The sequence below is a fragment of the Promicromonospora sp. MS192 genome (assembly GCF_049532985.1).
GTDB lineage: Bacteria > Actinomycetota > Actinomycetes > Actinomycetales > Cellulomonadaceae > Promicromonospora.
Map to the genome: position 1 here is coordinate 254,425 of NZ_CP186693.1, position 18,713 is coordinate 273,137.

At 73.0% G+C, this 18,713-nt stretch carries 21 protein-coding genes; 12 read left to right on the forward strand and 9 right to left on the reverse strand.

What is annotated here, in order from left to right; translation table 11 throughout:
- The first annotated feature begins 65 nt into the window (after positions 1-65).
- The 5 genes from ACO229_RS01120 to ACO229_RS01140 are packed head-to-tail and all read left to right on the forward strand — an operon-like array spanning position 66 to position 5,454.
- The gene (locus tag ACO229_RS01120) at positions 66-1,322 is read left to right on the forward strand and encodes an ROK family protein (RefSeq protein ID WP_397431115.1); all 1,257 of its coding nucleotides are present in this window, start codon (positions 66-68) and stop codon (positions 1,320-1,322) included.
- The gene (locus ACO229_RS01125) at positions 1,319-2,128 is read left to right on the forward strand and encodes an ABC transporter permease (RefSeq protein ID WP_423463441.1); all 810 of its coding nucleotides are present in this window, start codon (positions 1,319-1,321) and stop codon (positions 2,126-2,128) included. The genes ACO229_RS01120 and ACO229_RS01125 overlap by 4 nt, the downstream gene beginning before the upstream one ends.
- On the forward strand, positions 2,125-2,916 hold the full coding sequence (locus ACO229_RS01130; RefSeq protein WP_397431112.1) for an ABC transporter ATP-binding protein: 792 nt from the start codon (positions 2,125-2,127) through the stop codon (positions 2,914-2,916). The genes ACO229_RS01125 and ACO229_RS01130 overlap by 4 nt, the downstream gene beginning before the upstream one ends.
- Positions 2,917-2,951: 35 nt before the next feature.
- A complete protein-coding gene (locus tag ACO229_RS01135; RefSeq protein ID WP_423463442.1) occupies positions 2,952-3,950 on the forward strand; it encodes an aliphatic sulfonate ABC transporter substrate-binding protein in 999 nt (332 codons plus the stop codon).
- A 4-nt stretch (positions 3,951-3,954) separates the two neighbouring features.
- Positions 3,955-5,454 (forward strand): sulfatase-like hydrolase/transferase, encoded by a 1,500-nt coding sequence (locus tag ACO229_RS01140; RefSeq protein WP_397411348.1) that lies wholly within the window; start codon positions 3,955-3,957, stop codon positions 5,452-5,454.
- Here ACO229_RS01140 and ACO229_RS01145 read toward each other — a convergent pair.
- Positions 5,436-6,071, reverse strand: a complete 636-nt coding sequence (locus tag ACO229_RS01145) for a TetR/AcrR family transcriptional regulator (protein WP_423463443.1) — start codon at positions 6,069-6,071, stop codon at positions 5,436-5,438. The two genes, ACO229_RS01140 and ACO229_RS01145, sit on opposite strands and share 19 nt — an antisense overlap.
- Before the next feature lie 66 nt (positions 6,072-6,137).
- Here ACO229_RS01145 and ACO229_RS01150 point away from each other — a divergent pair, with 66 nt between their 5' ends.
- From ACO229_RS01150 to ACO229_RS01160, 3 genes are all read left to right on the forward strand, one after another.
- Complete coding sequence (locus ACO229_RS01150) at positions 6,138-6,908, forward strand: SDR family NAD(P)-dependent oxidoreductase (protein WP_423463444.1); 771 nt, start codon at positions 6,138-6,140, stop codon at positions 6,906-6,908.
- A 195-nt stretch (positions 6,909-7,103) separates the two neighbouring features.
- Positions 7,104-8,021, forward strand: coding sequence for an endonuclease I family protein (locus ACO229_RS01155; protein ID WP_423463445.1), 918 nt, complete (start codon positions 7,104-7,106; stop codon positions 8,019-8,021).
- A 187-nt stretch (positions 8,022-8,208) separates the two neighbouring features.
- A complete protein-coding gene (locus tag ACO229_RS01160) occupies positions 8,209-8,691 on the forward strand; it encodes a nitroreductase/quinone reductase family protein (RefSeq protein WP_423463446.1) in 483 nt (160 codons plus the stop codon).
- Between the two features lie 13 nt (positions 8,692-8,704).
- On the opposite strand, the gene ACO229_RS01165 is transcribed toward ACO229_RS01160, so the two are convergent.
- The 6 genes from ACO229_RS01165 to ACO229_RS01190 all read right to left on the reverse strand — a co-directional run bounded on the left by ACO229_RS01165 (position 8,705) and on the right by ACO229_RS01190 (position 12,712).
- The gene (locus ACO229_RS01165; RefSeq protein ID WP_423463447.1) at positions 8,705-9,499 is read right to left on the reverse strand and encodes an anti-sigma factor family protein; all 795 of its coding nucleotides are present in this window, start codon (positions 9,497-9,499) and stop codon (positions 8,705-8,707) included.
- Positions 9,496-10,011, reverse strand: coding sequence for a sigma-70 family RNA polymerase sigma factor (locus ACO229_RS01170; protein WP_397411336.1), 516 nt, complete (start codon positions 10,009-10,011; stop codon positions 9,496-9,498). Before ACO229_RS01170 ends, ACO229_RS01165 begins: the two co-directional genes overlap by 4 nt.
- A 33-nt stretch (positions 10,012-10,044) precedes the next feature.
- Positions 10,045-10,719: a YceI family protein gene (locus ACO229_RS01175; RefSeq protein ID WP_423463448.1), complete on the reverse strand. Its 675-nt coding sequence runs from the start codon at positions 10,717-10,719 to the stop codon at positions 10,045-10,047.
- 87 nt (positions 10,720-10,806) lie between these two features.
- On the reverse strand, positions 10,807-11,232 hold the full coding sequence (locus ACO229_RS01180; protein ID WP_397431099.1) for a GNAT family N-acetyltransferase: 426 nt from the start codon (positions 11,230-11,232) through the stop codon (positions 10,807-10,809).
- Between the two features lie 39 nt (positions 11,233-11,271).
- The gene (locus ACO229_RS01185) at positions 11,272-11,808 is read right to left on the reverse strand and encodes a cysteine hydrolase family protein (protein WP_397431098.1); all 537 of its coding nucleotides are present in this window, start codon (positions 11,806-11,808) and stop codon (positions 11,272-11,274) included.
- 100 nt (positions 11,809-11,908) lie between these two features.
- Positions 11,909-12,712 (reverse strand): SDR family NAD(P)-dependent oxidoreductase, encoded by an 804-nt coding sequence (locus ACO229_RS01190; protein ID WP_423463449.1) that lies wholly within the window; start codon positions 12,710-12,712, stop codon positions 11,909-11,911.
- Positions 12,713-12,814: 102 nt separating this feature from the next.
- Here ACO229_RS01190 and ACO229_RS01195 point away from each other — a divergent pair, with 102 nt between their 5' ends.
- Complete coding sequence (locus ACO229_RS01195; RefSeq protein WP_397431095.1) at positions 12,815-13,258, forward strand: MarR family winged helix-turn-helix transcriptional regulator; 444 nt, start codon at positions 12,815-12,817, stop codon at positions 13,256-13,258.
- A gap of 202 nt (positions 13,259-13,460) precedes the next feature.
- Complete coding sequence (locus tag ACO229_RS01200; RefSeq protein ID WP_397431093.1) at positions 13,461-13,880, forward strand: hypothetical protein; 420 nt, start codon at positions 13,461-13,463, stop codon at positions 13,878-13,880.
- Between the two features lie 88 nt (positions 13,881-13,968).
- Here ACO229_RS01200 and ACO229_RS01205 read toward each other — a convergent pair whose 3' ends face one another.
- Positions 13,969-15,144: a UDP-N-acetylglucosamine--N-acetylmuramyl-(pentapeptide) pyrophosphoryl-undecaprenol N-acetylglucosamine transferase gene (locus tag ACO229_RS01205; RefSeq protein WP_423463450.1), complete on the reverse strand. Its 1,176-nt coding sequence runs from the start codon at positions 15,142-15,144 to the stop codon at positions 13,969-13,971.
- A gap of 289 nt (positions 15,145-15,433) precedes the next feature.
- Between ACO229_RS01205 and ACO229_RS01210 the strand changes: the two genes are divergently transcribed.
- Positions 15,434-15,622: a hypothetical protein gene (locus ACO229_RS01210; protein WP_423463451.1), complete on the forward strand. Its 189-nt coding sequence runs from the start codon at positions 15,434-15,436 to the stop codon at positions 15,620-15,622.
- 132 nt (positions 15,623-15,754) lie between these two features.
- Here ACO229_RS01210 and ACO229_RS01215 read toward each other — a convergent pair whose 3' ends face one another.
- Positions 15,755-16,534, reverse strand: a complete 780-nt coding sequence (locus ACO229_RS01215; RefSeq protein WP_423463452.1) for an IclR family transcriptional regulator — start codon at positions 16,532-16,534, stop codon at positions 15,755-15,757.
- A 173-nt stretch (positions 16,535-16,707) separates the two neighbouring features.
- On the opposite strand from ACO229_RS01215, the gene ACO229_RS01220 reads away from it, so the two are divergent.
- Positions 16,708-18,549, forward strand: coding sequence for a histidine ammonia-lyase (locus ACO229_RS01220; protein ID WP_423463453.1), 1,842 nt, complete (start codon positions 16,708-16,710; stop codon positions 18,547-18,549).
- The last annotated feature ends 164 nt before the right edge of the window (positions 18,550-18,713 follow it).

Below are 18,713 nucleotides of genomic sequence, written 5' to 3' on the forward strand. Positions count from 1 at the left end.
CGAAAGGGGCGGGTATTTTGCCGGGGTGTTGACGGAAAAAAACGGAGGTTCCTATGGTCGCTCGCATGTCGACGACGACACCCGGCAGCACCGCGCGCCGCGCCCATGAAGGCCGCGTCCTCGGTGCCCTGCGCGACGGCCCCCTGAGCCGCGCCGAGCTCGCCCGCCGTGTGGGCCTGTCCCGCACCACCCTCTCGGAGACCACCGCCGAGCTCCTGCGCCGCGGCGCCATCGTCGTGCTCGACACCGACGCCGCCACCCGCCGCGGCAGCGGCCGGCCCGCCGAACGGCTGGCGCTGGACCCCGGGTCCGGCCAGTACCTCGGCGTCGACTTCGGGCACCGGCGGGTCCGGGCGGCCGTCGCCGACGCGACGCGCGAGACCGTCGCGTCCGGCGTCGAGCACTACGCGGACGACACCCCGTGGTCCGAGCGGCTCGACCTCGCCTTCGCGCTCATCGACCGGCTCGCCAGCGAGCACGGCCTCCACTTCGGCGAGCTGCAGGCGGTCGGCATCGGCGTCGTCGGACCCTACGGCGGACGGCGGCCGGACGGCGCACCCGTACCGTGGGCGCGCCGCTCCGCGCCCGACGACGTGCGGGGCGCGTTCGCCGACCGGTTCGGCGCCCCCGTCGTGGTCGACAACAACACGCGGCTCGCGGCGCTCGCGGAGGCCGTGTCCCAGCCCGAGAGCGCCACCGACCTGCTGTACGTGCGGCTGTCCGACGGCGTGGGCGGCGGCCTCGTGGTCAGCGGCCGCATCGGCACGGGCGCCCACGGGTTCGCGGGGGAGCTGGGCCACGTGTCCGTCGACCCGGCCGGTACGCGGTGCCGCTGCGGCAAGCGCGGCTGCCTGGAGACCGTCGCGTCGACGCCCGCCGTGCTGGCCGCCTGCCGCGCGCAGGGGGTCGAGGTGCACACGCTCGACGACCTCGCGGCGGTGGTGGCCACCAGCGACCCGGCGGCCGAGGGCGTGCTGCGCGAGGTCGGCGCCGCCGTCGGCCGGGTGCTCGCGATGGCCGCGCTCACGCTGGACCCCGACGAGGTGGTGATCGGCGGGGAGATCGTGCACGTGGCGCCCGTGATCGTCGAGCAGGCGGCCGCCACGCTGCGCTACGAGCTGCATCCGCTGCCCGCCGCCGAACCCGTGCTCGTGCGCCCCGGCCGCTTGCGCGACACCGACGGCGCGCTCGGTGCGCTCGCCGCCGCCTTCCACCTCTCGCCCCTCCTGGCCGGCTACCCCCACCCCGAGGCCGGACGCCGCGGAGCCCTGCGCGAGGTCCTTCCCGAGTCGTTGCCCCCACGCCTGAGGAGAGCCCAGTGACCGCGACCGTGTCCACCCCGACCCCGGCGAGGACCGGGTCACCACCCCGGCGGCGCGCCGGACGCAGAACCACCCTGCTGGTGCTCAACACCCTCTCGATCGTGGGCGGCATCGGCATCTGGTGGGTGCTGGCCCTGACCGGCCTCCAGCTCCCGACACCGCCCGAGGTGCTGGCCAAGGGCGTACAGCTCGCCGCCGACGGCACCCTGGCCGAGGACCTGCTGGCGAGCCTGGGCCGGGTCCTGGCCGGGTTCCTGCTCGGTTCGGCGGCCGCGATCCCGGTCGGGTTCCTCATGGGGTGGTACGTGCCGGCCCGGGGCCTGTTCGAGCCGTGGATCCAGTTCTTCCGCACCATCCCGCCGCTCGCGCTGCTGCCGCTCGTGCTGGTGCTCATGGGCATCGGTGAGCTGCCCAAGGTGTTCGTCATCTTCCTGGCCGCGTTCCTGGCGTGCGTCATCTCGACGTACCAGGGCGTGGTGAGCGTGGACCGGACGCTGATCAACGCGGCCCGGGTGCTGGGCGCCAAGGACGGCACGATCTTCCTGCGCGTGGTGGTGCCGGCGTCGTCGCCGTTCATCCTCGTGGGCATGCGCGTGGGCCTCGGCTCGGCGTGGGCCACCCTCGTGGCCGCCGAGCTGCTGGCGGCGCAGGCGGGCCTCGGGTTCCGCATGCAGCAGGCCCAGACCTACTACGACCTCGCGACGATCTTCGTCTCCATCGTCGCCATCGGCGTGCTCGGCCTCGTGATGGACCGGCTGCTGCTGCTCGCGGAGACCCGGCTGACCGGATGGCAGGAGCGCCGATGACCACCAGCACCCTGGCGGGTACCGCCAAGATCTCCGTCCGCGACGCCCGCAAGACGTTCGCCCTGAAGGACGAGGAGTTCGTCGCGCTCGACGGTGTCCGGCTCGACGTCGCGGACAACGAGTTCGTCACCGTGGTCGGGCCGTCGGGCTGCGGCAAGTCCACCCTGATGAACATCGTCGCGGGCCTGGAGGCGCCGACGTCGGGCGAGGTGCTGGTCGACGGCGCTCCGGTGACGGGGCCCGGCCCCGAGCGCGGCGTCATCTTCCAGCAGTACGCGCTGTTCCCGTGGCTGACCGTGCGCAAGAACGTCGAGTTCGGGCTCAAGGTCGCCGGCCTGCCTGCCGCAGAGCGGCGCGAGCGTGCCGAGCACTACGTGCGCCTCGTGGGCCTGGAGCAGTTCGCGGACGCGCTGCCCAAGACCCTGTCGGGCGGCATGAAGCAGCGGTGCGCGATCGCCCGCGCCTACGCCGTCGACCCCTCGATCCTGCTCATGGACGAGCCGTTCGGGGCCCTGGACGCCCTGACCCGCGTCCGGCTGCAGGAACAGCTCCTGCAGACGTGGAGCAGCGAGAAGCGCACCGTCCTGTTCATCACCCACGACGTGGACGAGGCGGTGTTCCTCGCCGGCCGCGTCGTGGTCATGGCCGCCCGGCCGGGCCGCATCCACGAGGTGATCGACGTGGACCTGCCCTACCCGCGCACCGAGGAGGTGCGGCTCAGCCCCGAGTTCGCGCAGCTGCGCAACCGCGTCTGGCGCGCCGTCTACCACCAGCCCGCCGCCCGCTGACCGCGGCGGGGCCCGACCCAGAACCAGAGGACATCATGCGACTGACCAGGAAGACCTTCGGCGCCGCGTTCGCCGGCCTCGCCCTCGTGCTCTCCGTGGGCGCCTGCTCCGGCGGCGCGTCCGGCGCGGACGGCGGCACCATCAAGGTGAACTTCGGCTACATCCCCGACTTCAACGGCACCAGCCTCCTGGCGATCGCGGAGGATCAGGGCCTGTGGGAGAAGCACGGCATCGACGCCACGACGTCGTCGTTCACCAACGGGCCGCTGCAGGTCCAGGCGCTCGGCACGGGCGACCTCGACTTCGGGTACATCGGGCCGGGCGCGTTCTGGCTGCCCGCCTCCGGGCAGGCCAAGATCGTCGCGCTGAACACCCTGGGCCGGGCCGACCGCGTCGTGGCGCAGCCCGGCATCGAGTCCGTCGAGGACCTCGCGGGCAAGACCGTCGCCGTGCCGGAGGGCACCTCGGGCGACATGATCCTCACCCTCGCCCTTCAGGAGGCGGGTATGACCAAGGACGACGTCGAGCTCGTGCCCATGGAGCCGCCGGCCATCGTGTCGGCGCTGTCCTCGGGGCAGGTCGACGCCGCGGGCTTCTGGTACCCGGCGCTCGCCACGGTCAAGGAGCAGGTGCCCGACCTGGTCGAGCTCGCCCAGAACACGGACTTCGAGGAGACGATCGCCTTCCCGACGGCGTTCGTCGCCGGGAACGACGTCGTGGCCGACGACGCGGAGAAGGTCGACGCCGTGCTCAAGGTGCTGCGTGAGGCCATGGACTACCGGGCCGACCACCTGGACGAGACGATCGCCCTCACCGCCGACTTCAACGGCCTGGAGGCCGCCGACGTCGAGGCGGACGCCGCGAACGTCGACGTGCTCGACGCGCAGGAGGCCGACGCGCTCACGCAGGACGGCACCACCGACACGTGGCTGACGGGCATGCAGGAGTACTTCGTGGACGCCGGGCAGCTGCCCGAGGCCGTGGACCCCGCGGAGTTCTACCTCGGCGACCAGTTCGTCCAGGCGGGTGAGTGACCCGGTGGCAGGCACGAACGTCCTGTTCCTCATGACCGACCAGCACCGGGCCGACACGCTGGGGGCCTACGGCAACCCGCTGGCGGCCACGCCGGTGCTGGACCGGCTCGCGGCGTCCGGCACCCGGTTCGACCGGTGGTACACGCCGACGGCGATCTGCACGCCGTCGCGCGCGAGCCTGCTCACCGGGCAGGCGCCGTTCCGGCACCGCGTGCTGGCCAACCACGAGCGCAACGTGGGCTACCAGGAGGACCTGGCCGACGGCACCTTCACCTTCGTCGAGGCCCTGCGCGAGCGGGGGTACAACACGGGGCTGGTGGGCAAGTGGCACGCCGGCACCGTGAAGAACGCCGCGTCGTTCGGGTTCGACGGGCCGGACCTGCCCGGGTGGCACAACCCCGTGGAGAACGAGGACTACCTGGCCTACCTGGCCGAGCACGACCTGCCGCCGTACGAGATCAGCGACCGCATCCGCGGCACGCTGCCCAACGGCGGCCCGGGCAACCTGCTGGCGGCCCGGCTGCACCAGCCCGTGGAGGCCACCTTCGAGCACTACCTGGCGACGCGGACGATCGAGCTGCTGGAGCGGTACGCGGACGAGTACCGGTCGGGACAGCGGCCGTTCTTCCTGGAGCTGAGCTTCTTCGGGCCCCACCTGCCGTACATCGTGCCGGACGAGTACTTCGACCTGGTCGACCCGGCCGACGTGGAGCTGCCTGCCTCTGTCGCGGAGACGTTCGAGGGCAAGCCGCCCGTCCAGGCCAACTACAGCGCCCACTGGACCTTCGACACCATGCCGATCGAGGTGACGCGCAAGCTCATCGCGGTCTACTGGGGCTACGTGACGCTCATCGACCAGCAGATCGGGCGGGTGCTGGACGCGCTGGAGCGGCTCGGGCTCGTGGACGACACCGCGGTGTTCTTCACGTGCGACCACGGCGAGTTCACCGGCGCGCACCGCCTGCACGACAAGGGCCCGGCCATGTACGAGGACATCTACCGCACGCCCGGCCTGCTGCGGGTCCCCGGCGGCCCGGCCGGTCAGGTGCGCACCGAGTTCGTCAGCCTGCTGGACTGCACGGCGACCATCCTGGAGCTGGCCGGGGCCGACCCGGCGCCCGCCGTCGACTCACGCAGCCTGCTCCCGCTGGCGCGGGGGCTCGACGTCGAGTGGCAGCAGGACATCGTGTGCGAGTTCCACGGGCACCACTTCCCCTACCCGCAGCGCATGCTGCGGGAGGACCGGTACAAGCTGGTGGTCAACCCCGACTCGGTGAACGAGCTCTACGACCTCCAGGAGGACCCGGACGAGCTGTCCAACGCGTACGAGGACCCGGACCTGGCGGACGTGCGCCGGCGGATGACGAGCCGCCTCTACGGGCTGCTCCGGGACCGGGGCGACAACTTCTACCACTGGATGACCACGATGTACGACGTCGGGGAGGTCGACCACGACCCGACCCAGTCGGGCCTGGACGAGACCACCTACCGCGGCGTCGCCTGACGGTCCGGGGCACGGTCCGGCCCGGCCGGGGCGGGCCCCGTGCGCAGGTGGTCCAGCAGCAGGTCCAGGACCGACTGGAGCTGGTCCGTGCTGCCCGTGGCGCGCAGCACCTGGACCCCGCCCTGGATGCCGGCGACGAACGCGCCGGCCACCACGGCGGGATCCAGGCCCGGGCTGACCAGGCCCTTGGCCTGCATCGTTAGGACGCCGTCCCGGACGCGGCGCTGCCACTGGTCCAGCAGCTCGGTCACCACCTCCCTCGCCCCCGCGGTGCTCGACACCTGGTCCATCAGCGCGCCCAGCGGGCAGTGCCGGCCCTGGGCGCGGTACCGCTGCAGGACGGCGTCGCGCCACGCCCACCACGACTCCCAGGAGTCGAGCGCGCTCAGGTGCGGCTCCTGGTCGGTGAGCACCCGGTCGGCCTCGTGGCGTGCGACGGCGAGCAGCAGCTCCTCCTTGCCGCCCGGGAAGTAGTGGAAGAGCTGACCCTTGCTGGTACGCGTGACGGCGAGGACGTCGTCGAGCGTGGCCGCACCGGGGTCCGTGCCGCGCAGGTACCCGGCGGCGCCCTCGAGGATGCGCTGCCGGGTGGCCTGACCCTTGGGCGTGAGCTTCACGGTGCCGACGCTACGGCCAATTTTCTGGACTTGCTAGTCCAAAAAAGGGTTCCTAGCGTCGCCGGCATGACACAGCGACTCACGGGCCGGACCGCCCTCGTGACCGGGTCCACCAGCAACATCGGACGGGCGATCGCCGAGGCGCTCGCGGTCCAGGGGGCGCACGTCGTCGTCTCGGGCCGCGACGAGCAGCGTGGCGCGGCGGTCGTGGCGGGCATCCGCGCCACGGGCGGCGCCGCCGACTTCGTCCGGGCCGACCTCGACGGCAGCCCGGAGGCGAGCCACGCGCTCGCCGCGGCGGCCGCCGAGGTGCTGGGCGGGCGCATCGACGTGCTGGTGAACAACGCCGGCATCTACCGCTCGGCGCCGACCCTGGCCGAGACCGACGCGGAGGCCCTCGACCGGCTCTACGCCGTGAACGTCAAGGCCCCGTACTTCCTCACCCAGGCCGTCGCGCCCCGCATGGTCGCCGGCGGCGGCGGCGCGATCGTCAACCTCGGCTCGTGGGTGGCCCGGCTGGCGCTGCCCGTCGGTGGCGCCTACGCGTCCACCAAGGCCGCGCTGGAGTCGCTGACCCGCTCGTGGGCCGCCGAGCTCGGCCCCCAGGGCGTGCGGGTCAACGCCGTCGCGCCGGGCGTCGTCCGCCCTCCCGAGCTCGACCCGGACGTCTCGTTCTCGGAGGAGATCACGGTCGGCACCCCGGCCGGCGCGCCGGGCCACCCGGACGCGATCGGCGCCGCGGTGGTGTACCTCGCCTCGGACGACGCCCGGTTCGTGCACGGCACGGTGCTCGACGTCGACGGCGGCCGCAGCGGCGTCGCGGTCGTCGCGGCGTGACCATGCGGTTGCTGCCAGGATCCGGCTGATTCTGGCAGCAACCGCTTGATGGTCGTCCGGGTGAAAGGGGTGCATGTCGCGAGATTTCACCCAAAGTTTACTGATGTCACCTCAGGTCAGGGTCGGGGCGTGTCAGGGTGGGCGAGGCGCCGTGGCCCGCAGGGGGTCGCGGGCCGACGGACACGGAGGTCGACGATGCGCACACGTCTCGGACGGGCACAGGGAATCGGGCCGGCGCTGTGGGGCGGGCTGTCCGCGCTGGCGGTCGGTGCCGGGGTGCTGGTGGCGCCGGGTGCGGTCGCGCAGGTCGCCGGGTACGACGCCGGGCCGGTCGCCGGGTACGACGCCGGGCCGGTCGCCGGGCAGGTTGCCGGGCAGGGCGCGACGACGGCGGAGGCGGCGCGGCCGGCCGCCGTGGCCGACGTCCCCGCCGGCTACTACGACAGCGCCGAGGGCCTGACGGGCGACGCGCTCAAGGCCGAGCTCAACGACATCATCAGCGCCGCCGACGCCCTGTCCTACAGCGAGGTCTGGGACGGCCTGATGGCCACGGACGAGGACCCCGCCGACCCGGACAACGTGATCCTCCTGTACAGCGGCGAGTCGCGGGCCAAGAACCTGAACGGCGGCGACGTGGGCGACTGGAACCGCGAGCACGTCTGGGCCAAGTCTCACGGCGACTTCGGCACCTCGACCGGGCCGGGCACCGACCTGCACCACCTGCGCCCCACGGACGTGCAGGTCAACAGCATCCGCGGCAACAAGGACTTCGACGAGGGCGGCAGCGAGGTGAGCGGCGCGCCGGGCAACTTCACGGACGCCGACTCCTTCGAGCCCCGCGACGAGGTGAAGGGCGACGTCGCCCGCATGATCCTGTACATGGCGGTGCGCTGGGAGGGTGAGGACAGCTTTGCCGACCTGGAGCCCAACGACTCCGTGAACAACGGCTCGGCCCCGTACCACGGCCGGCTGTCCACGCTCCTGGCCTGGAACGCCGCCGATCCCGTGTCGGACTTCGAGGTGCACCGCAACGACGTGATCTACGAGCAGTTCCAGCACAACCGCAACCCGTTCGTCGACCACCCGGAGTGGGCGGACGCCATCTGGGGCTGATCTCCCTACGGTGCGTGCGGCGGGTCCCGGTGTCCGGGGCCCGCCGCGCGTCTTTCGACGCCGCCAGATCGTCCGCGGGGAACGATGGCCCCGGCTCGCCGGGTTCCTTACGCTGGAGGGAGCAGGCCCGTACGGCGCCGCTGCGACGGGGCGCCCGGCGGGCGACGACGCGGACGCGGAGGTCGGCATGGCTGGCGAGAGCACGTCTGAGGTGCGGGTCCCACCGCGCTGGTTCGTCCGGACGGCGTGGGGGCTGCACCGCCGCCTCTACCGTCTCACCGGCGGTCGCCTGGGCCTGCGCCGGCCGAGGGCGGGGAGCTGGGGGATGCTGCGCCTGACCACCTCGGGCCGCAGCACCTGCCGCGAGCACAGCGTGATCCTCGCCTACGTCGAGGACGGCCCGAACGTCGTCACGCTGGCGATGAACGGGTGGTCCGACGGCGACCCCGCGTGGTGGCTCAACCTGCAGGCGCACCCGGACGCGACGGTGGACCTGGTCGACGGCGACCGGCTGGTGCGCGCCCGGGCGGCCCACGGTCACGAGCGCGACCGGTTGTGGGCGCGGTGGCGCGAGGTGGAGCCGCACCTCGACGCCTACGCCGCCCTGCGGTCGACCGAGACCGTGCTCGTGGTCCTGGAGCCCCGGTACGAGCCCACGCACCGGGAGTGACCGACGGCGTCGCTCAGAGCGTCGCGGACGCCAGGGCCTCCTCCTGACCGTCGAGCGTGATCTCGATCCGGTCCACGTCGGTGAGCGGTACCGCCGACGACGCGTCCAGCCCGATCGTCGCCCCGCCCTTCCACGACCACGTGCCCGCGACCGTGCGCGCCCCGTCCCGCGCGACCAGCACGAGGTCGTAGGTGATCGGCTCCGGCGGTACGTAGCTCTCCTCGGGCGGCTGCCCGGGCGCGGGCGGGTAGTGGCAGCTCCAGCGCAGGCTCGTGCCCCAGGTGGTGGGGGTGACGACGAGCTCGGCGCGCATGTCGGCGTCGCCCACCGGGCGGAGCTGGACGGTGCGGGCGCCCGCGGCGGCGACCGTCGTCGTGCCGTCGGGGGTGTCGCCCAGGGTGTCGTTCCCGAGCAGCGTGCCGCCCGCGACGCCCACCGCGAGCAGGGCGGACGCCGCGACGGCACCCAGCGTGCGGCGTCGGCGGCGGGAACGGCGGGCCGCCCCGGCGAGGCCCGCGAGCGGGATCACGTCGGCGGCGCCGGGGCCCGGGCGCGCGGGTCCGCCGCCGTCGGTTCGCTCGCCGTCCGGGAGGTCGGCGGCCAGCGCCTCCGCGTGCGCCGCGGTGAGCGTGCTGAGCAGGCCGGGCATTCCGGCGAGGTCGGCCACGGCGGCGCGGCACGCGTCGCACTCGGCCAGGTGTCGCTCGTACGCCCGGCGGTCGCTCGGGCTCAGGGCGCCGAGCACGTACGCGGCGTCCCACTCGGCGAACCGGTCGCCGCCGTGCCCCTCGTCTGCCACCGGGATCATGAGGTGACTCCTTTCTCCTGCAGGGCCAGCCGCAGCGCGCGCAGCCCGTAGTGCAGGCGGGACTTCACGGTCCCGGGTGCGATGCCCATCTCGGTGGCGAGCTCGGCCACCGAGCGGCCGCCGTAGTACGCGCCCACGACGACCGCCCGGTGCGCCGGCGAGAGCGACACCAGGGCATCGGCCACCAGCCACGAGTCGAGCACGGCCTGCGTCGTGTCCCGCTCCTCCTGGTCCGGGACGTGCCCCGTGGCCCGCTCGCGGGTGCGGCGGGCGCTGCGGAGGTGGTCGACGGTGAGGTTGCGCGCGACGGTGAACAGCCAGGCGCGCACCGAGTCCTCGGGACGTTCGAGCACCTCGGGGTGGCGCCACGCGCGCAGCAGGGTCTCCTGCACCACGTCGCGCGCCTCCTCCTCGTCGCCCGTGCGCCGCACCACGTACCGGTACAGCGCGTCGGCGTGCGCGTCGTGGACCGCCGCGAGGAGCTCGTCCTCCGCGCCCGCGCCTGTGTTCACGCCTCCGTCACCTCCTGGGGCCGCTCGCCGGGGTTACTTCTGGAGCTGCAGCGAGAACTCGATGCTGCCATCGTCCTCCACCGTCACGAAGCCCAGGTCCGGCGCCTCGACGTCGAAGTCCGCGAACGTGACCGGCACGCTGCCGACCACCTGGACCGGCTCGCCGCTCGCGGCGTCGCCCGCGACCTCGGCCTCGACCGTGGCCGGCTGCGTCACGCCGTGCACCGTGAGCTCGCCCGTCAGCTCGACGGCGGTGGCACCCTCCTCGATCGGCGCCGGCTCGGTGAGCTCGAACGTCGCCGTCGGGTAGGTGCCCACCTCCAGCGCCTGGTCGCGGAAGTACGCGTCACGGTTGGCCTCGTCGGTCGCCACGGTGGACATGTCGACCTCCACGGTCGCCGCCGAGATGGCGCCGTCCGCCACCGTGACCGAACCGGTGACGTCCTCGGTGCGGCCGGTGACCGTGACGTCCTGGCCCTGCAGCACCTCGTCGAGGCGGTAGCCGGCGAACGAGCCCTCGCCGATGGTCCATGTGCCGTCCGCCGCGTCGGCGTCGGTCAGCGGTGCCGCGGACTGTTCGAGCGTGGGTGCTGCGTCCGCCGGACCGACCCAGTCGGCGTACAGGCCCGGACCCCAGATCGCCGCGGCCGCCCCGACCACGACCACTGCCGCCCCGACGCCGATCCCCACCTTTGCTCCTGTGCGCACGTCCGCCCCTCTCGTTCGCAGGCCGACCCGGTGCCGGCCTCTGCCCCTCACGACGGGTGAAAGGGGGGATCGGTTCAATCCGGCTTCTCAGTCCGTGGTCGTCAGGCGCATCGCGACGCTCGCGGGCGCCGTCTCGACGAAGCCCAGGCTGCGGTACAGGGGCCGCCCGGGCGCGTCCGCGTTGAGCGTGACGTACGGGTCGGCCGGCGCGCGCTCGGCGATCTGCGCCAGGAGCCACGTCATGACGCGCCGGCCCAGGCCGCGGCTCTGGTGCTCCGGCAGCGTCGCGATGTCGGCGATGTGGAAGTACCAGCCGCCGTCGCCCAGGGTGCGGCCCATGGCGACCGCCGTGTCCGTGGCGACCTCGCGGACGTGGCAGAACGCCCAGCTCGCCGTGAGCACCGGGGCGGCCTGCTCGGGCGTCTTCGGCGAGAGGCCCGACGCCGCACGCAGGTGCACGTACTCGTCCACGCTCGGCGCGGTGGGGAGCAGGAGGTAGGGGTCGTCGTTCATGGGATCACCGTACGGTCGCGGCCGGACCTTGCGGGCGCCTCAGCCGGCGAGCGCGACCTCGTCGTGGCGCGCGACGCCGAAGGTGCTCCCGGGGTAGCGCAGCCCCGAGAAGTACATGTTGGTGTGCGCGACGATCTGCTCGCCCGTGACGTGCACGCCGTCCCACACGCTGTCGGTGGTGGTGTGGCCGTCGCTCACCAGGGTCACGTCGTAGCCGAGCGCGGCGGCGCGCTGGGTGGTGGTCCGCACGCAGAAGTCGGACTGCGCGCCGACGACGACCAGGCGCGTGGCCCCGAACCCGTCCAGCGTCGCGCGCAGGTCCGTCTCGGCGAAGGAGTCGCGGTACGCCTTGTGCACGAGGGGCTCGTCCGCGTGCCGTGCGAGGCCGTCCGCGAGGGCCCAGCCGGGGGTGCCGCGGTCGAGGCCGGGCTCGTGGTGCTGCACCCAGACGACGGGGGTGCCGGTCCGGCGGGCCCGCTCGACGAGGGCGGCGCAGCGGGCGACGACACCGTCGGCGTCGAAGCAGGGAGCCACGACGTCGGCCTGGAGGTCGATGACGAGGAGAACGGTGGTCACGGGCCCATCGTCCCAGGTGCCGCGGGAGCGGCGCGTCCATCACCGAGCGACCGCCCGCGGGCCGGGGTTCTGGACGGCGCGCGCGGGGGCGTCCTTCGGGCTATGCGGCGCGGACGGCGTCGAGGCCCAGCGTGCGGTTGATCCTGCCGGTGAGCCGGACCGTGGTGGAGCGGGGCAGGAACCGGTGGACCCACGAGCCGACCTGGTTGAGCCGGCGGCCCGGGTAGGACGCGCTCCGGCCGCGGGCGAAGTCGTCGAGGGTGCGGCGCGCGACGTCGGCGGGGGAGTCCGTGATCCGCGGGTCCATGGTGTGCGAGGTGCCCACGAAGAACGTGGTCTCGGTGGCACCGGGGTGCGCCGCCATGGCGTGCACGCCCGTGCCGCGCAGCTCCTCGGCCAGGGCCTCCGTGAACGACAGCACGAACGCCTTGGTCGCGGCGTAGCCGGCCTGGTACGGCATGGGCTGGAAGGCCGCCGTCGAGGCGACGTTGACGATGCCGCCGCGACCCCGGGCCACCATCCGGGCGCCGAGGGCGTGGGTCAGCGTCATGAGCGCGGAGACGTTGAGGTCGACCGACCTCTGCGCAGGTTCGAGCGGCCGGTCCAGGAACGGGCCGGCCGGGCCCATGCCCGCGTTGTTGACGAGCAGGTCGATGGGGGCTGCCGCGTCGAGGTCGTGCAGGAGGCTGGTGACCTGCTCGCGGTCCGTCAGGTCTGCCGCGAGGGTGGTGACGGCGACGTCGTGCGTGGCGCGCAGGCGGGTCGCCACCTCGTCGAGCGCGGTCGCGGACCGTGCGACCAGCACGAGGTCCGAGCCGCGGCGGGCGAGCTCGTCCGCGTAGGCCGTGCCGAGCCCGCGGCTGGCCCCGGTGACGAGGGATGTGGTGCCCCGGTAGGTGTGCATGTGCGTGCCTCTCCGTCAGATGGCGTCAGATGCTTCGAGTCTCGAAGTAGTTTGGACCCTAACACCTTCGAGTCTCGAAGTAATCTCGCGTAGGATCGGCGGATGAGCCAGACCGATCTCGAAGCCGCCGTCCGGGCGAACCACGAGCTCTTCATGATCACCGGCGACCGCGTGGCCGACCTCGTGGCGCGGCACCGGCTCACGCTGCAGACGGCGCAGGCGCTGTGGGTCATCGACCCGGAGGAGGCCCCGCCGTCGATGAAGGTGATGAGCGAACGGCTCTACTGCAACGCGCCGAACCTCAGCTTCGTCACCAACCAGCTCGTCGAGCGAGGGCTGGTCGAGCGTGTCACCGACCCGCACGACCGGCGGTCACGCGTCGTCGTGCTGACCGAGGAGGGGCGGCGGGTACGGGCCGAGGTCATCGCGGGGACCCTGGAGCGGACGCCGTTCGCGGGCCTGGACGCGGACGAGCTGCGGGAGCTGGCGAGGTTGCTGGCCAAGGCGCTGACGACGTCGTCGGGCGCTGCGCGACGTACGACGTAGGCGCTGCCGGCGTCCACCGTTTGCAGCAGGGTGCAAAAGCACTATTGCATGTGGGCGCAAAGCCGCTGGCCGCGCTATTCCGGGACCCGGGGTACGCGGAAGCAGTCGTTGTGGAAGCAGTGCGCGGCCAATAACGTCCGACCTCACCGGTATTTCCACTCGGACGCCGGGTCGCAACCTGCCGCTCAACACGGGGAGAGCCATGAACCACAAGAGGATCAGGACTGCTGTACTCACGGCGCTCGTCGCCCTCGGGGTGGGTCTCGGAGCCGTCGCACCCGCCCAGGCGGCGGCCTACGAGGTGAACTACACGGAGCCCCGTGCCTACTCCTCGCACTCGAAGGACTGCGCGTCGGTCGACCGCTACCAGGCATGCGTCCAGCCCTACGGTGACCTCATCTGGATCAAGGACGGGCTCAAGGACGGAGAATCGCCGTTCGTGACGTGGACGGACCTGGACGGCGACCGTTCAGGAATGTGCATCAACCGGCAGGGTGTGGACGCCGGATGGACCGCATGCAACAAGAACTTCCCCGAAGGGCACGAGATCCGCTGGACCTTCACCTGGCGCAATTACGACGGCACCTGGGAATCGTCCGCTTATCAGTACACGGTCGTCTAGCGGCTCGTTCGTCAAGCCTTCCGAGGGTCGGCTTCGGTGAGGACTCGTTCGGGGTCCTGGACAGGCCCCGGCGGTCGCACAGGTGGCGTCATGCGGCCGACGGGCGCGCCGCCTCCAGGAGGACGTCGACCAGGCGCTCCGCGGCGTCCGGGTGGCCGTTCTCGCGGGAGGCGCGGGACATCCGCTCGCGGCGTCCGGCGTTCTCCAGGAGCCCGGCCAGCGCCCCGCGGAGGTCGGGGTAGGTGACGTCGCCCTCCAGGGAGATGGCGGCGCCCAGGTCCTGGAGCCGGCGCGCGTTGTGCGCCTGCTCGTTCCCGGCGGCCGAGGGGAGCGGGATCAGCACCGCGGGCTTGCCCAGGGCGGTGAGCTCCGCGATGGTCCCGGCGCCGCTGCGGGAGACGACGATGTCGGCCAGGGCGAGCACGTCGGGCAGCTCAGGGCCGACGAAGCCCATGACGCGGTAGCGCGCCGCCAGCTCGGCGGGCAGCGAGGCCGTGCTCTCGAACATGTCCTGGAGGTTGTTCGGGCCGCACTGGTGGATCACGTTGGTGCGCTGCAGCAACCACGGCAGGGCCTCGGTGACCAGGGTGTTGATCTGCACCGAACCCTGCGCGCCGCCCGTGACGTACAGGACCGGGAGGTCGGGGTCGAACGAGTCGAGGCCGAGGGCGTCCACGGCCTTCAGCGGCTCACCGGTCATCACCTCGGCCCGGACCGGGTTGCCGGTGACCACGGCCCGCTCGCGCACGCGCTCGGGCAACAGCTCCAGGGTCGACGGCGACGACACCGCCACGCGGGTGGCGCGCTTGGCCAGCAGGCGGTTGGCGAGCCCCAGGCCCACGGTCTGCTCGTGCACCACGAGCGGACGGCGCAGCATGCTCGCGGCCAGCCCGACCGGTACGGCGACGTAGCCGCCGGTCGACAGGACGACGTCGGGCTTGAACTCGGCCACGATCGACCGGGCCTGCGCGACGCCGATGGGGACCCGCGCCATGTCCTTCATGTTGGTGGCCGAGAGCATGGCCAGCGGGTTGCTGGACCGGCGCAGCTTGCCCGTGGCGACGGGCACGAAGCGGATGCCCTCGGTGGCCGTGACCTGGGCCTCCAGGCCGTTCTCGGTGCCGGCCCAGAGCACGCCGACCGGCGTGCCCTCCTGCGCCAGCCGGGCCTGGAGCGCGCGGAGCGTCGTGAGTGCGGGGTAGGTGTGACCGCCGGTCCCTCCACCGGTGACGAGAAGTCGGAACTCGCGCGGGTGTGAACTCACGAAGACATCTCCCGGGACGGCAGGGGTGGGGGCGCGATGCCAACTGTAGGCGATTTGTGGGGGTCGGAGGGTTTGCGGTCGTGGTCTGGGCCGTGCCGGGGGCGGTGCCTGGTCGCTGACCGACGCGATCGGGCCTTTCGTGTAAAGAAATGTCGGACACGAATTGCACTCGCGCGTTCTATTTCTTCATTCCATATTGATCTTGACGCATTCCGTGCTTTGCTGGCAGGATCTCCGCCACTCATCGATGCGGGCACCTGGTCCGCACGTGGACGGAAAGCAGAAGGCAATGGGTGATGGAATTGCGGCGGGTGTCGCCGTGAAGGTCACCGGGGTGTCGAGCACCGAGCGTGGCGCCCAGGGAGTGGTCAAGACGATCCGGGCAGGATGGGCCGGTAAGGAGGCCGTCGTGGTGGCGACGGGCGCGCTCCGGACGCGCGAGTTCACCGTTCCGGTGGTCGACCTCTCGAGGGTCTGAGTCGAGGGCGGGAACTCCCGCGGGCGTCGGTCAATTTCGCACGGACGCCTTTTGTGAATGTTTTCGGCCTCCCTCGTGGTGTCCTTTTCCTGGGTGCTTCGGTGCCGGTGGAGAGAAATGCATCATTGCAGGTCAGTGAGGAATTTCCCGCGCTCCCAGTCGCCGGCTCACCTCGCGCGCCGCAACGGCAGCCCGCTCCGCCAGCCTGGCCCGCCCCGCGTCGTCGTACGCCTCTGACCGGAAGGTCACCGCCAGTCCCGCCACCGGCCGCCCCGTGTGGTCCACCACTGCGGCGGCCACCGACGCGAACCCCGCCGTCACCTCGCCGTCCTCCTCGGCGTACCCCCGCGACCGGGCCAGCCGCAGCACGTCCCGCAGCTCCCGCAGCGTCCGTGGCCCCGCCCCGGTCAGGTCCGTGAACGACCCGGGCGTCGGGTAGAGCGCCCGCACCTGGGCCGGGGGCAGCAGTGCGAGCATGGCCCGCCCGCTGGCGGTGAGGTGGCTGGGGAGGTGCACGTCGACGTCGGTCACCAGCGGAGGCCGCCCCGCCGCCCGCTGCTCCACCAGGTACAGCACCTCGCGGCCGTTGAGCACCGCGAGGTGGCCGTTCTCCCCGGCGCTCTCCACCAGGCGGGCGACGACGGGCGCCGCCAGCCGGGTCAGCGGCGCCTGGCGGGTGTACGCGCTGCCCAGGCCGAGCGCGGCGACTCCCAGTCCGTAGCGGCGCTCGTCGGGGAAGTGCCGCACGAAGCCCTCGTCGCCCAGCACGGACAGCAGGTGGTAGACGCTCGAGCGCGGCATGCCGATGCCGTGCGCGATGGCGCCCGCCGGCACCGGGCCGGGCTGCGCGGCGAGGAAGCTCAGCAGCCGCGCGGTGCTCCGCGCGGCGGGTACGGCGCTGCTCCCGCCCATGTCTGCCTCCTGGCCAGCCTCGTGCCGGGAGTGGTCGGCAGTTCGTCAGGTGATCGGCAACCCGGGCTGCCGATCACCTGACGAACTACCGACCACCCCATGCGTCTCGTATCCCAGACTCTATCCGTGCGCGAACCCGCGCCAAGCGGCCCGCGGCGGGGTTCCATGGGCGCATGAGCACCCTGCACGACACGGCGCCGACGCCGGACAGCGGCACTCCGGCCACGACCGCCTCGACACCCGAGGCCGGCGCGCCCCGTACCGGCGCGCCCCGTACCGGCGCGCCCCGTACCGGCGCGGTCGGCATCCCGACGCCCAGCTCCGGACCGGCCGACCCGGATCTGCCCCGCCACGTCGTCCTCGACGGCACCCCGCTCACCGTCGACCAGGTCGTCGCCGTCGCCCGCCACGGCGCGTCCGTCGAGATCCACGACGCCGCCCTCGCCCGGATGGCCCAGGCCCGCGCCGTCATCGAGGACCTCGCCGACGACACCGTGCCCCACTACGGCGTCTCCACCGGCTTCGGGGCGCTCGCCCGGCGGCACATCCCCGCAGAGCAGCGCGCCCAGCTCCAGCTCAGCCTCGTGCGCTCGCACGCCGCCGGGTCCGGGCCCGAGGTCGAGACCGAGGTGGTGCGCGCGCTCCAGCTCCTGCGCCTCGCCACCTTGGTCACGGGGCACACCGGCGCCCGGCCCGTCACGGCGCAGACCTACGCGGCGATGCTCAACGCCGGGATCACGCCCGTCGTGCACGAGTACGGGTCGCTCGGCTGTTCCGGCGACCTCGCGCCGCTCGCGCACGTCGCGCTCGCCGCGATGGGGGAGGGCCAGGTCCGGGTCGTGTCCAGGGCATCGGACGTCGCGGGCGCGGCGTCGGCGTCCGGCCCGTCCTCGGCACCGCTCAGCGCCGAAGGGCCAGACACGCTGGCCGCCTCGGTCGCGCCGCCGCGGGGCACCGGCGTCGCTCCGCTTCTTGATGCCGCTCAGGCACTGGCCACCGCCGGCATCGAACCTCTCGCCCTCGCCGAGAAGGAGGGCCTCGCCCTCATCAACGGCACCGACGGCATGCTCGGCATGCTCTGCCTCGCGATCCACGACCTGCGCCGACTGCTCACCACTGCCGACGTCGCGGCGTCCCTGTCCGTCGAGGCCCTGCTCGGCTCGGACGCCCCGTTCGCGCAGGACCTGATCGCGCTGCGGCCGCACCCCGGCCAGGCGGCGTCGGCGTCGAACATGCGGCGTGTCCTTGAGGGCTCGCCGCTCATGGCGAGCCACCGCGAGCTGGACGACGCCGGGAACCCCGCCTGCACCCGCGTCCAGGACGCCTACTCGCTGCGGTGTGCCCCGCAGGTGCACGGCGCAGCCCGCGACACCCTGTGGCACGCCGCGACGGTGGCGGGCCGAGAGCTGGCGTCTGCCATCGACAACCCGGTGGTCACCTCCGACGGTCGCGTGGAGTCGAACGGCAACTTCCACGGTGCGCCCGTCGCCTACGTGCTGGACTTCCTCGCCATCGCCGCCGCCGACGTGGCGAGCATGAGCGAGCGGCGCACCGACCGGTTCCTCGACGTGGCCCGCTCCGAGGGGCTGCCCGCGTTCCTGGCGCACGACCCCGGTGTCGACTCCGGGCACATGATCGCCCAGTACACGGCCGCCGGGATCGTCTCCGAGATGAAGCGTCTGGCCGCGCCCGCGAGCGTGGACTCCATCCCGAGCTCCGCCATGCAGGAGGACCACGTGTCCATGGGCTGGGCCGGCGCCCGCAAGCTGCGCCGGTCCGTCGACGGGCTCACGCGGGTGCTCGCGATCGAGGTGCTCACGGCGGCACGCGCGCTCGACCTGCGCGAGCACGCCTCCGCGGCGGGTACGGGCGCGGTGCACGACGCCGTTCGCGCCGTCGTGCCCGGTCCCGGACCGGACCGGTACCTCGCGCCCGAGATCGAGCAGGTGGTGGGGCTCGTGGCGGGCGGGCGGATCGCGGGGGCGGCGGCGGGCGCCGTCGGACCGCTGGACTGAGGCCCGACCGGACTGCCGGACCGAACCAGACCGAGCGGATGCCCGAGGCGGCTGCCGGACCGCCGGGGCAACCAGCCGGAACCCGACCCGGACAGCTCGCCGCAGCCCGACCGAGCAGAGCACGACCCGAGCAGAGCACGACCCGAGCAGAGCCGCACGAGCCG

What these genes read in the sequence shown, in the direction of transcription:
- ACO229_RS01120 (WP_397431115.1), top strand. Translation starts at nt 66, where the DNA reads ATGTCGACGACGACACCCGGCAGCACCGCGCGCCGCGCCCATGAAGGC.
- ACO229_RS01130 (WP_397431112.1), top strand. Translation starts at nt 2,125, where the DNA reads ATGACCACCAGCACCCTGGCGGGTACCGCCAAGATCTCCGTCCGCGAC.
- ACO229_RS01135 (WP_423463442.1), top strand. Translation starts at nt 2,952, where the DNA reads ATGCGACTGACCAGGAAGACCTTCGGCGCCGCGTTCGCCGGCCTCGCC.
- ACO229_RS01150 (WP_423463444.1), top strand. Translation starts at nt 6,138, where the DNA reads ATGACACAGCGACTCACGGGCCGGACCGCCCTCGTGACCGGGTCCACC.
- ACO229_RS01155 (WP_423463445.1), top strand. Translation starts at nt 7,104, where the DNA reads ATGCGCACACGTCTCGGACGGGCACAGGGAATCGGGCCGGCGCTGTGG.
- ACO229_RS01160 (WP_423463446.1), top strand. Translation starts at nt 8,209, where the DNA reads ATGGCTGGCGAGAGCACGTCTGAGGTGCGGGTCCCACCGCGCTGGTTC.
- ACO229_RS01165 (WP_423463447.1), bottom strand. Translation starts at nt 9,499, where the DNA reads ATGATCCCGGTGGCAGACGAGGGGCACGGCGGCGACCGGTTCGCCGAG.
- ACO229_RS01180 (WP_397431099.1), bottom strand. Translation starts at nt 11,232, where the DNA reads ATGAACGACGACCCCTACCTCCTGCTCCCCACCGCGCCGAGCGTGGAC.
- ACO229_RS01190 (WP_423463449.1), bottom strand. Translation starts at nt 12,712, where the DNA reads ATGCACACCTACCGGGGCACCACATCCCTCGTCACCGGGGCCAGCCGC.
- ACO229_RS01195 (WP_397431095.1), top strand. Translation starts at nt 12,815, where the DNA reads ATGAGCCAGACCGATCTCGAAGCCGCCGTCCGGGCGAACCACGAGCTC.
- ACO229_RS01200 (WP_397431093.1), top strand. Translation starts at nt 13,461, where the DNA reads ATGAACCACAAGAGGATCAGGACTGCTGTACTCACGGCGCTCGTCGCC.
- ACO229_RS01210 (WP_423463451.1), top strand. Translation starts at nt 15,434, where the DNA reads ATGGGTGATGGAATTGCGGCGGGTGTCGCCGTGAAGGTCACCGGGGTG.
- ACO229_RS01215 (WP_423463452.1), bottom strand. Translation starts at nt 16,534, where the DNA reads ATGGGCGGGAGCAGCGCCGTACCCGCCGCGCGGAGCACCGCGCGGCTG.
- ACO229_RS01220 (WP_423463453.1), top strand. Translation starts at nt 16,708, where the DNA reads ATGAGCACCCTGCACGACACGGCGCCGACGCCGGACAGCGGCACTCCG.